Genomic DNA, 12,812 nt, shown 5'->3' on the forward strand with positions numbered 1-12,812 from the left:
CGGCTGTCGTCATGAAGCCTGCGGTCCTTGCGGCGCGGCTGATCAGTCGCGCTCGGCGCCCTGCGGCAGGCTCCGCAGCTGCATCGTCTGCGCGGTGCTCGAACCGAATCCGAAGTCGAGCAGCTTCGCGGCGTCCTTGTAGCGGTCGGCGCCGTTCAGGGTGACCCCGACGAAGGTCTTGTCGCCGCGCGTGGCCGCGAAGACCAGGCAGGGGCCCGCGGCCGTGCCGGTGCCCGTCTTGATGCCGATCGCGCCCTTGTAGGAGCCGAGCAGCTGGTTGGTGTTGTACCAGGTGTACGTGCGCTTGCCGCCCGTACTGGTCGTCGCGGAGGTCACGTACTTCGGCGCGGCGACGACGGCGCGGAAGTTGGCGTTCTTCATCGCGTAGCTTGCGATCTTCGCGAGGTCGCGCGGCGTCGTGTAGTTGTTGCCGGCCTTCGAAATGCCGTCGAAGGAGTCGAACTTGGTGTTCTTCAGGCCGAGGGAGGTGGCCGTCTGGTTCATCTTGGCGATGAACGACTGCGTGCGTGCGGCCGGCGTGGTCCCCTTGCCGAGGAGGTCCGCGAGGGCGTACGCGGCGTCGCAGCCGGAAGGCAGCATCGTGCCGTACAGCAGCTGACGGACGGTCACCTTGTCGCCGGTCTTCAGGTCCGCGGTGCTGGCGCCCTGCTTGACCACGTAGTCGCGGTACGTCTGCTTGATGGTGACCACGTGGTTCAGGTTTATGCCCTTGGTGTTCACCACCACCGCGGCCGTCATGATCTTCGTCGTGCTGGCCATCTGCCGACGGGTGTCCGGTGTCTTGGTGTAGACGGCGGTGCCGGTCGCGTTGTTGAGCAGGATCGCGCCCTTGCTCGCGATCGGCGGCACGGGGACGGCGTGAGCGGGCGCGGCCAGAGGCGAGACGGTCAGCAGCGCGCCGGTGGTGAAAACGACAACGGCGGCTTTGCGTACGCCCGGAAGGCTGGTTCTCAAGAATCGCTCCGAGTTCGCGAATGCATAGAAAAGGGTCGAAGTGGGACCTGAATGTAAACAGGGCCCGGATGCGAGACCGTTGAGCGGGCCGAATGGATGTACGCGACGCCCCATCAGTTCTGTCCTGCATCGTGGACGTGGCTTTCTGATGCACCTGTGTTGTATCTAAGCTGTGCGCATGCCCGCCGCCGCCCCTGCCGCCGAACGCGTCTACGCCCACATCAAGCAAGCCGTCCTCGACCGCCGCTACGAGGGCGGCACCCTTCTCACCGAGGGTGAACTGGCCGACGCCGTCGGCGTATCGCGCACGCCCGTCCGGGAGGCGCTCCTCAAGCTCGAGGTCGAAGGGCTGATCAAGCTCTATCCGAAAAAGGGCGCGCTCGTCCTCGCCGTCTCCGCGCAGGAGATCGCCGATGTGGTGGAGACCCGGCTGCTGGTCGAGGAGCACGCCGCCCGCAAGGCCGTACCGGCGTCGCCGCAGCTCCTCGCCCGGCTCGAAGAGCTTCTCGAGCAGCAGAAGCGACAGGGTGAGGCGGGCGACCTGGCGGCCGTCGCCGTCACCGACCGCTGTTTCCATGCCGAGATCGTGCGCAGCGGCGGCAATGAGATCCTCTCCCGCCTCTACGACCAACTCCGCGACCGGCAGCTGAGGATGGGCGTCGCCGTGATGCACTCCCATCCCGACCGGATCGCCAAGAACGTCGCCGAGCACAGCGAGATCCTCGAAGCCCTGCGCGCCTCAGACCCGGACGCGGCGGCCGCTCTCGTACACCGGCACGTCGGCTGGTTCAGCAACCTGGCGCGGGGCGAGGTCCGATGAGCGCCGCCGTCGCCCTGCCGGGCGATCCACCCGGCGGACGGCGCGCCGCCGCGGTCTGGGGCATCGGCGTCGCCGTCTACTTCGTCGCCGTCATCTTCCGTACGTCGCTCGGGGTCGCCGGCCTCGACGCCGCCGACCGCTTCGACGTCAACGCCTCCGCCCTGTCCACCTTCTCCATACTCCAGCTGCTGGTGTACGCGGGGATGCAGATACCCGTCGGCCTGATGGTCGACCGGCTCGGCACCAAGAAGGTGCTGACTCTCGGCGTCGTTCTGTTCACCGTCGGACAGCTGGGCTTCGCGCTCTCCCCCTCGTACGGCACGGCCCTCGCCTCGCGCGCGCTGCTCGGCTGCGGCGACGCGATGACCTTCATCAGCGTGCTGCGGCTCGGCTCGCGCTGGTTCCCGGCCCGGCGCGGGCCGCTCATCGGGCAGGTCGCCGCGCTCTTCGGGATGGCGGGCAATCTCGTCTCGACCATCTTCATCTCGCGGCTGCTGCACGGCGTCGGCTGGACCGCCACCTTCGCGGGCAGCGCGGCGGCCGGACTGGTCGTCCTCGTACTGCTGTCGCTCTTCTTGAAGGACCACCCCGAGGGCCACGAGCCCCCGCCCGCCCAGCACGCCGGATCCGCCTTCGTACGCAAGCAGATCGCCCAGTCCTGGCGGGAGCCCGGCACCCGGCTCGGTTTGTGGGTGCACTTCACCACCCAGTTCCCCGCCATGGTGTTCCTGCTGCTGTGGGGGATGCCCTTCCTGGTCGAGGCGCAAGGCCTGTCCCGGGAGACCGCGGGCGAGCTGCTGACGCTGGTGGTGCTCTCCAACATGGTGGTGGGGCTGGTGTACGGGCAGGTCATCGCCCGCCACCACGCGGCCCGGACCCCGCTCGCCCTCGGCACGGTCGGGGCGACCGCGCTTCTGTGGGCGGCCATCATTGCCTACCCCGGGGACCAGGCCCCGATGTGGTTGCTGATCACCCTGTGCACGGTGCTCGGGGCATGCGGTCCCGCGTCGATGATCGGCTTCGACTTCGCCCGCCCGGCCAATCCCCCGGAGCGGCAGGGGACGGCGTCGGGAATCGTCAATATGGGTGGTTTCGTGGCCTCGATGACGACACTGCTGGCGGTCGGGGTGCTGCTGGACGCGACCGGGGGCAACTACCGGATCGCGTTCTCGTCGGTGTTCGTGCTGGAGGCGCTGGGCATCGCGCAGATCCTGCGGCTGCGGGCGCGCACGGTGCGGCGGGAGCGGGAACGGCTGGTGGCGAGCCGCGTGGAGGCCGTGCACGTACCGGCGTGAGCGGCCCGGTCCGAGCGGCCACCGTCGAACGGCGCGCGCCCGGCGCCCCGCCCACGGCGTGACCGCTGGGACGTGACCGCTACGGCGTGACCGCGAACTCCCGCAGGATCGCCGCCGCCAGATCGGCGTCCCCGTCCACCTTCACCCGGTCCTGCACCGCCGCCGCCCGCACCCGGCCACACGCCAGCCGCAGGAACGTCTCCCAGTCCATGGCGAGCGTCACGATGGGCCCGAGCGAGGGCGCGCCGTCGACCGTGCCGTGGCCGTCCGCGTCCACCCGGACCGTACGCAGGAACTCCACCGGGCCGTGCACATCGAGGACGACCGCCGAATTCGCGGGTGCGCCCGCGTCCTTGGCGACCACCTTCGGCAGGGCTTCGAGCAGACAGTCCCGGGTGATGTACGCGCCGGGAGAGTCGAGGTTGCCGGGCTTGCCGAGCGCCATCCGCAGATCCTGCTCGTGCGCCCAGGTGTCGAACGCGCGCATACGCATGGCCAGTTCCAGGGTCTGCTCGGCGCCGAGCGGGGCGCGGACCATGGTGTCGGGGGCGCGGTTCTCGTTGCGCAGCTGACGGGCCCGGCGGATGATCGTGTACTCCAGCTCGGAGGTCATCTCCGGCGCCGTGTGGTGCCGGCGCACGTCGACCTGCATCTCCATATAGCGGGTGAACTCGCTCTGCACATGGTAAAGATCGCGCGGCAGGGTGTGGATGGGCCGGGGATCGCCGAGCATCTCGCACTCCATGCCGATGACGTGCGAGACGAGGTCACGCACGGACCAGCCGGGGCACGGCGATGGCCGGTTCCACTCGCCCTCGACGAGCGGCTGCACCAGCTCTGCTATCGATTCGATTGAGTGGGTCCAGGCGTCGGCGTAGGTCTGGAGGCTGGGATGGACGGTCACGGGACCCCTCGGCGGTTCTGCGGTACGCGGGCTGGGCTGCTGCTGACTGCTGGGCTGCGTGGGAGGCTCGGCAGTTAAGTTACGCTGCCGGGCGGCACCCCGGCAGTGCTTTCGTGTGACGATCGTAGGCCCGTGTTGAAGGCTCGAATGCCAGGACGGTGGTAGTGTGCGCGCCTCACTCATCCAGATCGCAGTAGACCTGGACGAATCGGTCAATTCGCGAAGGCGGCGAGCCGCCGCGCTCGTGCGGGAACAGCACGGCGCCGATCTGGTGGTTCTTCCAGAACTGTGGCCGGTCGGAGCCTTTGCCTACCAGTCCTTCGCCGAAGAGGCCGAGTCACTGGCCGGACCTACGTACGACGTGATGGCGAAGGCCGCGAGCGACGCGGGCGTCTGGCTGCACGCGGGCTCCATCGTCGAGAAGGCCGTATCCGACAGCGGCTCCGCAGAGGGCCCCGGCACCCTCTACAACACCTCCCTCATCTTCTCCCCCGCCGGTGAACTGGTCAGCACCTACCGGAAGATCCACCGCTTCGGCTTCGACGAGGGCGAAGCGGTGATGATGGGCGCGGGCGAGGAGCTCGTCACCGTCCCGCTGCCCGGGACCGGGACCGGGACCGGGGACGGACTCACCCTCGGCCTCGCCACCTGCTACGACCTGCGCTTCCCCGAGCTGTTCCGCGGCCTGGTGGACGCGGGCGCGCAGGCGTTCGTCGTCCCAGCCGGCTGGCCCGCCCGCCGCCGGGAACACTGGACACTGCTGGCCCGCGCCCGTGCCGTGGAGAACCAGGCGTACGTCCTGGCCTGCGGCACCGCAGGCACCCACGCCGGGGTCGAGCAGGCCGGCCACAGCATCGTGGTCGACCCCTGGGGCGAGGTGCTCGCCGAGGCGGGCCCGGACGAAGAGGTCCTGACCGTGGAGCTCGACCCGGCGAAGGTGGCGACGACGCGGGAGCAGTTCCCGGTGCTGAAGGACCGGGTGCTGGGGGTGGACGCGCCACGGAGGGCTTAGCCTCCGGCGGTTGTTCCCCCACCCCGCCCCTTCCCGCTGCATCGGGGTCAGATCCCCGGTACGGCCTTCGGCCGTGTCCTCAAGGCCCGGACGGGCTGAATTCAGCCCCGTGGAGGTAGGGGCTAGTCGCCGTCGCGCTCCTTCTCCGCCATCCGGATCACACAGACCGCGACCGCGATCATGAGCGCCGCGTCGGCGTCCTCCCGTACGACATTCACGGCGTACGTCTCCCGCACCCGGAACCACTGCCGGGAGATGTGCGCCAGCAGCTCGCCGTCGTACTCGACCCCGAACTCCCGGTCCAGGACCCGGCCGCTGACATCGAGTTCCGTACCCTCGACGAGCGTCACGCGGTAGTGATTGCGCACCAGCGAGAGCCGCTTCTTGCGGATCGTGGCGAGCGGCGCGTCGCCCCGCTCGATGGTCATCGCGTCCCGCAGGCTGAACATCTTCTTGCGCAGCGTGACGAGGACAAGCCCGTCCGGATCCTTGAGCTCCAGGGTGTCGCGCAGCCGCAGCGCCTTTCCGTCGACGAGGAAGGCGTGCCGCCCGTGCTCGTCCTCGATCCAGTAGTCGTCGCCGATCGCGAAGACTTTGTCGCGCACCAGATACTTCATGGCGGAATGCGTACCCGTATCGGTGCGGTTGGATGGAGGTATGGCATCACGTGCACGCGTTCGGGCCCCCGAGCTGATCGGCAAGGGCGGCTGGCTCAATACAGGCGACCACCAGTACACCCTCGCTGACCTGCGAGGACGCATCGTCATCCTCGACTTCTGGACATTTTGCTGTGTGAACTGTCTGCATGTACTGGACGAGCTGCGCGAGCTCGAGGAGAAGCACCGCGACACCGTGGTGATCATCGGGGTCCACTCGCCGAAGTTCGTGCACGAGGCCGAGCACCAGGCCGTCGTCGACGCCGTCGAGCGCTACCAGGTGCACCACCCCGTACTGGACGACCCCGAGCTCGCCACTTGGAAGCAGTACGCCGTACGGGCCTGGCCCACCCTCGTCGTCATCGACCCCGAGGGATATGTCGTCGCCCAGCACGCGGGCGAGGGGCATGCGCACGCCATCGAGAAGCTCGTCGAGGAGCTGGAGGCCGAGCACGCCGCCAAGGGCACGCTGCGACGCGGCGACGGCCCCTATGTCGCGCCCGAGCCCGTCGCCACCGATCTGCGCTTCCCCGGCAAGGCCGTGCTGCTTCCGTCCGGGAACTTCCTGGTCTCCGACTCCACCCGGAACCAGCTCGTCGAGCTGGCGCCGGACGGCGAGAGCGTCGTACGGCGTATCGGCGACGGCGAGTTCAACGAGCCGCAGGGACTCGCCCCGCTGCCCGACGGCAGGATCGCGGTCGCCGACACCGTGAACCACTCCATCCGTGCGTACGACCCCGAGAGCGGCGCCATCGAGACGCTCGCCGGCACCGGCAAGCAGTGGTGGCAGGGATCGCCGACCAGCGGTCCGGCCCTCGATGTGTCCCTCTCCTCGCCGTGGGACGTCGCCTGGTGGGGCGAGCGGCTGTGGATCGCGATGGCGGGCGTCCACCAGCTGTGGACGTACGACCCGGCGACGGGGACAGTCGAGGTCGCGGCGGGGACCACCAACGAAGGGCTGGTCGACGGTCCCGCGGCCGAGGCGTGGTTCGCCCAGCCGTCCGGACTCGCGGCCACCGAGGACCGGCTGTGGATCGCCGACTCCGAAACCTCCGCGGTGCGCTGGATCGACCGCGATCTGGTCGTGCACACGGCCGTCGGCACCGGACTCTTCGACTTCGGGCACCGCGACGGGGAGGCCGGACAGGCCCTGCTCCAGCACCCGTTGGGCGTCACCGCGCTGCCCGACGGATCGGTGGCCATCAGCGACACGTACAACCACGCACTGCGCCGCTACGATCCGGCCGACGGCCAGGTCACCACGCTGGCCACCGATCTGCGCGAACCCTCCGGCGCCGTCCTCGTCGGCGACGACATCGTGGTCGTCGAGTCGGCCAGGCACCGGCTGACCCGGCTGCGGCTGCCGGAGGAGGCGGTACGGGTCGAGTCCGTCGCCCACCGGACACAGCGCGCCGCCACCGAAGTCGCCGCGGGGAAGCTTCAGCTGGACGTGGTCTTCCAGGCTCCGGTCGGCCAGAAGCTGGACACGCGGTACGGACCCTCCACCCGGCTGCTCGTCTCCTCGACCCCGCCCGAGCTCCTGATCGGCGGGGATGGTGCGGGGACCGACCTCTCGCGCGAGCTGGAGATCGACCCGGCGGTCGCCGAGGGCGTGCTGCATGTCTCGGCGATGGCGGCGTCCTGCGACGACGACCCGGAGAACGAGTACCCGGCCTGTCATGTCCACCGGCAGGACTGGGGGGTTCCGGTGCGCGTGAGCGCGGACGGGGTCTCGCGGCTGCCGCTCGTACTGGCCGGGATGGATCAGGCGTAGCAGCGGCGGCTAGTGCAGCAGCCCCTGCCGCTCGGGCTGCCGCCCCGCCGCGCCGGCCAGGCATCCGTCCACCCACAGGCCCGGGTCGTACGACGCCTTCCGCCCGCCGAGTCCGGCCGACGCCAGCTCTTCGCACCCGCCGGCCAGGAGCTTCTCGACCTCTTGGCCGGTCGGGTCGTACTGCCGGACACGGTTGCCCTGGATGAAGCCAGCCTCGTACGCGACGTCATCCGCCCAGGGCGGCCGCTCGTTGTACTGCCGGACGACGAACCAGCACCCCGTGAGCAGGACCGCGGCCGCCGAGGCGAGCGCGAGGGACAGAGTGCGGCGCGACGGGCCCGGGCGGTGCGCGCCGACCGTCTGATGACCGAGCAGAACCATGGTCATCAGCGTGCCGTGCGCCTGCTTTCGCGGATGTTTCGCAACAGGCCGCCCGGTGAAGGGACTTCAGCCCTCCAGGAACGCGGTCAGCGCGTTCGCCAGCAGATACGGGTCGTCCGCTCCGCACAGTTCACGCGCGCTGTGCATCGACAGGATCGCGACGCCGATGTCCACGGTCTGGATGCCGTGCCGGGCGGCGGTGATCGGGCCGATGGTCGTGCCGCACGGCATCGCGTTGTTCGACACGAACGTCTGCCACGGCACCCCCGCCTTCTCGCAGGCCGCGGCGAACACCGCGCGTCCGCTGCCGTCGGTGGCGTACCGCTGGTTCACATTGACCTTGAGGATCGGGCCGCCGTTCACTCGCGGGTGGTGCGTCGGGTCGTGCCGCTCCCCGTAGTTGGGGTGCACGGCGTGCCCGGTGTCGGAGGACAGACAGACCGTCCCGGCGAACGCGCGCGCCCGGTCCTCGTAGCTGCCGCCGCGCGCGAACACCGAGCGCTCCAGCACCGAGCCGAGCAGCGGACCGTCCGCGCCGGTGTCCGACTGCGAGCCGTTCTCCTCGTGGTCGAAGGCGGCGAGCACCGGGATGTACGGCAGATCCCGGCCGACCACGGCCGCGAGCGCCGCTGTCCCGGCGTGCACGGACAGCAGATTGTCCATCCGCGGCCCGGCCACCAGCTCCCTGTCCCGGCCCAGATGGGCGGGCGGCTCGATGGAGTGCACCATCAGGTCCCAGCCGGTGACCTCGCCCTCCGCGATCCCCGCCTCCTGCTCCAGGAAGCGGATAAGATCGCCCTCCGCGACATCGCCAAGCCCCCAGATCGGCTGCATGTGCTTCTGCCGGTCGAGCTTCAGACCGTCGTTGGCCTGCCGGTCGAGGTGGATCGCGAGCTGCGGCACGCGCAGCAGCGCCCGGTCCACATTCACCAGCCGGTGCGAACCGTCCCGCAGGCTGAGCCGCCCGGCCAGCCCCAGATCACGGTCGAGCCAGGTGTTGAGCAGCGTCCCGCCGTACACCTCGACGGCGATCTGACGCCAGCCGTACGAACCTGTGTCCGGCATCGGCTTGACCCGCAGATTGGGCGAGTCGGTGTGCGCGCCGACGATCCGGAAGGGGGTGTGGGCGCCGGCGCCCTCGGGCACGTACCAGGCGATGATCGCCCCGCCGCGCAGCACATACTTGCCGCCGGTCGTCCCCTCCCAGGCATCGGTCTCCAGCACCTGCCGGAAGCCGGCTTTCTCCAGCCGCTCGGCGGCGGCGGCCACGGCGTGGTACGGAGAGGGCCCGGCCGCCAGGAAGGACATGAGGTCGTCGGTGTGTCCGCGATCGAAAGGCGAAGATGTGCGCGTAGCGCTCGCTGGAGGGGTGGTGGCGGGCGACGGGTGGGCGGGTGCGCTGCTGCTCATGGAGTCACCTTAACGAGGGACGTGCGCCGTGGGCATACAGATGGATGCGGCCCGCCCCCTCCCCGGGGGCGGGCCGCATCACAGACGTCAGGGGCGACTAGAAGGCCGCCTCGTCCAGGTCCATCAGCGAGCTGTCCACCGTCTCGGCGAGCGCGCGCTCGGCCGAGACGCCCGGCAGGATGTTGGCGGCGAAGAACTTCGCGGCCGCGATCTTGCCCTGGTAGAACGGCACATCCTTGGCGGAGGCCGTCTCGAGCTTCTCCGCCGCGACCGCCGCGCCGCGCAGCAGCAGGTAGCCGACGACCACATCGCCCGAAGCCATCAGCAGGCGGGTGGTGTTGAGGCCCACCTTGTAGATGTTCTTGACGTCCTCGCCGGTGGCTATGAGGTCGTTCGTCATCGTGCCGACGATCGCCTCCAGGTCGACTGCGGCCTTGGCGAGCGCGTCGCGGGCCGGGGCCAGCTCCTCGCCGCCGGTGCCGACCGCCAGGTACTTCTTGATCTCCTCGGAGAGGGTGTTCAGCGCCTGGCCCTGGTCGCGGACGATCTTCCGGAAGAAGTAGTCCTGGCCCTGGATGGCCGTGGTGCCCTCGTAGAGGGTGTCGATCTTGGCGTCCCGGATGTACTGCTCGACCGGGTACTCCTGCAGATAGCCGGAGCCGCCGAAGGTCTGCAGCGACTGGGCGAGCTGCTCGTAGGACTTCTCCGAGCCGTAGCCCTTGACGATCGGCAGCAGCAGGTCGTTCAGCGCGACAAGGGACTTGGTGTCCTCGCCCGCGGTCTCCTTGACGGCGATCTCGTCCTGGACGGACGCGGTGTAGAGCACGAGGGCGCGCATGCCCTCGGCGTAGGCCTTCTGCGTCATCAGCGCGCGGCGCACGTCGGGGTGGTGGGTGATGGTGACCTTGGGTGCGGTCTTGTCCGCGAAGTTCACCAGGTCCTGGCCCTGGACGCGCTCCTTGGCGTACTCCAGCGCGTTCAGGTAACCGGTGGAGAGGGTCGCGATCGCCTTCGTGCCGACCATCATCCGGGCGAACTCGATGATCATGAACATCTGGCGGATGCCGTCGTGCTTGTCGCCGATCAGCCAGCCCTTGGCGGGGTGCTGGTCGCCGAAGGTCATCTCGCAGGTGTTGGAGGCCTTGAGGCCCATCTTGTGCTCGACGTTCGTGGCGTACACGCCGTTGCGCTCGCCCAGCTCGCCGGTCTCCCAGTCGAAGTGGAACTTCGGCACGAGGAAGAGGGACAGACCCTTGGTGCCCGGGCCGTGGCCCTCGGGGCGGGCCAGCACGTAGTGAAGGATGTTCTCCTCCATGTCGTGCTCACCGGAGGTGATGAAACGCTTCACGCCCTCGATGTGCCAGGAGCCGTCGTCCTGCTGGACGGCCTTGGTGCGGCCGGCGCCGACATCCGAGCCGGCGTCCGGCTCGGTGAGCACCATGGTGGAGCCCCAGCGCTTCTCGACGGCTATCTCGGCGACCTTCTTCTGCGCCTCGTTGCCCTCGGTGAAGAGGATGCCGGCGAAGGCCGGGCCGGAGGAGTACATCCAGATGGCCGGGTTCGAGCCGAGCAGCAGTTCCGCGTACGACCAGATCAGGGAGCGGGGCGAGGTCGTGCCGCCGATCTCCTCGGGCAGGCCGAGACGCCAGTACTCGGAGTCCATGAAGGCCTGGTAGCTCTTCTTGAAGGACGCCGGAACGGGCGCGGTGTTGGTCTCAGGGTCGAAGACCGGGGGGTTGCGGTCGGCGTCCGCGAAGGATTCGGCGAGCTCGTTCTCGGCGAGGCGGGCGACCTCGTCGAGGATGCTCTTGGCGGTGTCGACGTCCATCTCCGCGAACGGGCCGGTGCCGTACAGCTTGTCGCGCCCGAGGACCTCGAAGAGGTTGAACTCGATGTCGCGGAGATTCGACTTGTAGTGCCCCATGGCGACGGCTCCGTAAGGATCGGGAGGCGGATTTTTGTCCACGTACCAGTAAGTAGCTTCGATGATGCTACCCGTCGGTAATAAGATGCAACCCCCAAGGGGCATCTGTGACTCAGTACTCTTGCGGGCATGTACGGCTACGACCAGACCCCGGGCGCTCAGCAGCAGCAGTATGTGCCGCAGCAGCCTTCCTACGGCGAGCAGCCGCTGTACCCCGAGCCGTCGCCGCCTTCGCTTGCCGACGCGGTGCGGGCCTTCACCACCGGGTCGCTGTCGGCCGAGGACTTCCAGCAGGTCTTCGCGACCTCGAAGGTCTACTGCCCGCGCGGCGACAACCCCGGCTTCCTGGCGCTGCACAACACCCAGCAGCCGGTCATCCCGATGTTCACCACGCTCAAGGAGCTGCGCAGATACGCGGGCAAGGAGTCCAAGTACTTCGTGATCACCGGGGCCGAGGTGATCGACCTGCTGCCGACCGGGTACGGCTTCGTCCTCGACATGGAGGGCGATCACCGGATGGTCTTCGATGCGAAGGCCGTTGAGCAGATGGTCGACTTCGCGATGAGACGTATGTACGGCTAGACGCGGCCGGCGGCTTGCGGTGCGTGTAGGGGCGCCCGGGGGGAATTCCTCCCGGGCGTCTCGCGTTCCAGTGGCAAGAAGTTCAGTCTTCAACTAAACTGGTCGCACAAGGAGGTCCCGTCATGCCTGCAGTGACTGTCGAGAACCCGCTCACCCTGGCGCGCGTAGCCGCGCCGGCCGGGGCTGTGCCGCGCCCCGTGCTCGCCGTGACCACGGCGCCGGCCGGGTTCGAGGGAGAGGGCTTCCCGGTGCGACGTGCGTTCGCCGGGATCAACTACCAGTACCTCGACCCGTTCATCATGATGGACCAGATGGGCGAGGTGGAGTACGCGCCGGGTGAGCCGAAGGGAACGCCCTGGCATCCGCACCGCGGCTTCGAGACCGTCACGTATCTGATGGACGGAACGTTCGTCCACCAGGACAGCAACGGCGGCGGCGGGACCATCCGGAACGGCGACACCCAGTGGATGACAGCGGGCTCTGGCCTGCTCCACATCGAGGCGCCGCCGGAGTCGCTGGTCACGTCCGGCGGGCTCTTCCACGGGCTCCAGCTGTGGGTGAACCTCCCGGCGAGCGACAAGATGATGGAGCCCAGGTACCAGGACATCCGTGGCGGCCAGGTCCAGCTGCTGACCTCGCCGGACGGCGGGGCGCTGCTGCGGGTCATCGCGGGTGAGCTGGACGGGCACGAGGGCCCGGGCATCACGCACACGCCGATCACGATGGTTCACGCGACGCTGCGGCCGGGTGCGGAGATCACGCTGCCGTGGCGGGAGGACTTCAACGGCCTCGCGTACGTCCTGGCGGGCCGCGGCGCGGTCGGCACCGACCGGCGGCCGGTCCGGATGGGCCAGACGGCGGTGTTCGGGACGGGCGGATCGCTGACGGTCCGCGCGGACGAGTCCCAGGACTCGAACAGCCCGGACCTCGAGGTCGTGCTGCTGGGCGGGCGTCCGATCCGGGAGCCGATGGCGCACTACGGGCCGTTCGTGATGAACACCCGTGCGGAGCTGCAGCAGGCGGTGGAGGACTTCCAGGCGGGACGCCTTGGCACGATCCCCGCTGTGCACGGCATGTGA

General features: G+C 69.2%; 12 protein-coding genes. 6 read left to right on the plus strand and 6 right to left on the minus strand.

Annotated features, from left to right (window positions below):
• Window positions 1–42 precede the first annotated feature (42 nt).
• Window positions 43–975 (minus strand): D-alanyl-D-alanine carboxypeptidase family protein, encoded by a 933-nt coding sequence (locus ACZ3H8_RS15830; protein WP_307662251.1) that lies wholly within the window; start codon window positions 973–975, stop codon window positions 43–45.
• Window positions 976–1,153: 178 nt separating this feature from the next.
• On the opposite strand from ACZ3H8_RS15830, the gene ACZ3H8_RS15835 reads away from it, so the two are divergent.
• Both ACZ3H8_RS15835 and ACZ3H8_RS15840 read left to right on the plus strand, forming a co-directional pair.
• Complete coding sequence (locus tag ACZ3H8_RS15835) at window positions 1,154–1,795, plus strand: GntR family transcriptional regulator (protein ID WP_467401955.1); 642 nt, start codon at window positions 1,154–1,156, stop codon at window positions 1,793–1,795.
• Window positions 1,792–3,090 (plus strand): MFS transporter, encoded by a 1,299-nt coding sequence (locus ACZ3H8_RS15840; protein ID WP_467401957.1) that lies wholly within the window; start codon window positions 1,792–1,794, stop codon window positions 3,088–3,090. Before ACZ3H8_RS15835 ends, ACZ3H8_RS15840 begins: the two co-directional genes overlap by 4 nt.
• Window positions 3,091–3,169: 79 nt before the next feature.
• On the opposite strand, the gene ACZ3H8_RS15845 is transcribed toward ACZ3H8_RS15840, so the two are convergent.
• The gene (locus tag ACZ3H8_RS15845; protein WP_398990172.1) at window positions 3,170–3,994 is read right to left on the minus strand and encodes a maleylpyruvate isomerase family mycothiol-dependent enzyme; all 825 of its coding nucleotides are present in this window, start codon (window positions 3,992–3,994) and stop codon (window positions 3,170–3,172) included.
• Window positions 3,995–4,160: 166 nt separating this feature from the next.
• Here ACZ3H8_RS15845 and ACZ3H8_RS15850 point away from each other — a divergent pair, with 166 nt between their 5' ends.
• Window positions 4,161–5,006 carry a carbon-nitrogen family hydrolase gene (locus ACZ3H8_RS15850; protein ID WP_467401960.1) on the plus strand — a complete coding sequence of 282 codons (846 nt, stop codon included), beginning with the start codon at window positions 4,161–4,163 and terminating at the stop codon, window positions 5,004–5,006.
• Between the two features lie 122 nt (window positions 5,007–5,128).
• Here ACZ3H8_RS15850 and ACZ3H8_RS15855 read toward each other — a convergent pair whose 3' ends face one another.
• Complete coding sequence (locus ACZ3H8_RS15855; RefSeq protein WP_398990170.1) at window positions 5,129–5,623, minus strand: LURP-one-related/scramblase family protein; 495 nt, start codon at window positions 5,621–5,623, stop codon at window positions 5,129–5,131.
• A 40-nt stretch (window positions 5,624–5,663) separates the two neighbouring features.
• Here ACZ3H8_RS15855 and ACZ3H8_RS15860 point away from each other — a divergent pair, with 40 nt between their 5' ends.
• Window positions 5,664–7,436, plus strand: coding sequence for an NHL domain-containing thioredoxin family protein (locus tag ACZ3H8_RS15860; protein WP_467401963.1), 1,773 nt, complete (start codon window positions 5,664–5,666; stop codon window positions 7,434–7,436).
• A 9-nt stretch (window positions 7,437–7,445) separates the two neighbouring features.
• Here the strand turns inward: ACZ3H8_RS15860 and ACZ3H8_RS15865 are convergent, their stop codons facing one another.
• From ACZ3H8_RS15865 to ACZ3H8_RS15875, 3 genes are all read right to left on the minus strand, one after another.
• Window positions 7,446–7,823 (minus strand): hypothetical protein, encoded by a 378-nt coding sequence (locus ACZ3H8_RS15865; RefSeq protein ID WP_467401965.1) that lies wholly within the window; start codon window positions 7,821–7,823, stop codon window positions 7,446–7,448.
• 60 nt (window positions 7,824–7,883) lie between these two features.
• Window positions 7,884–9,227 (minus strand): M18 family aminopeptidase, encoded by a 1,344-nt coding sequence (locus ACZ3H8_RS15870; RefSeq protein WP_467401968.1) that lies wholly within the window; start codon window positions 9,225–9,227, stop codon window positions 7,884–7,886.
• A gap of 97 nt (window positions 9,228–9,324) precedes the next feature.
• Complete coding sequence (locus tag ACZ3H8_RS15875) at window positions 9,325–11,151, minus strand: acyl-CoA dehydrogenase (RefSeq protein ID WP_467401970.1); 1,827 nt, start codon at window positions 11,149–11,151, stop codon at window positions 9,325–9,327.
• A gap of 129 nt (window positions 11,152–11,280) precedes the next feature.
• On the opposite strand from ACZ3H8_RS15875, the gene ACZ3H8_RS15880 reads away from it, so the two are divergent.
• Together ACZ3H8_RS15880 and ACZ3H8_RS15885 are read left to right on the plus strand one after the other, a co-directional pair.
• The gene (locus ACZ3H8_RS15880; RefSeq protein WP_307662241.1) at window positions 11,281–11,733 is read left to right on the plus strand and encodes an SseB family protein; all 453 of its coding nucleotides are present in this window, start codon (window positions 11,281–11,283) and stop codon (window positions 11,731–11,733) included.
• A gap of 122 nt (window positions 11,734–11,855) precedes the next feature.
• Window positions 11,856–12,812, plus strand: a complete 957-nt coding sequence (locus ACZ3H8_RS15885; protein ID WP_467401973.1) for a pirin family protein — start codon at window positions 11,856–11,858, stop codon at window positions 12,810–12,812.

This window comes from Streptomyces sp. NPDC002868 (genome assembly GCF_055563295.1).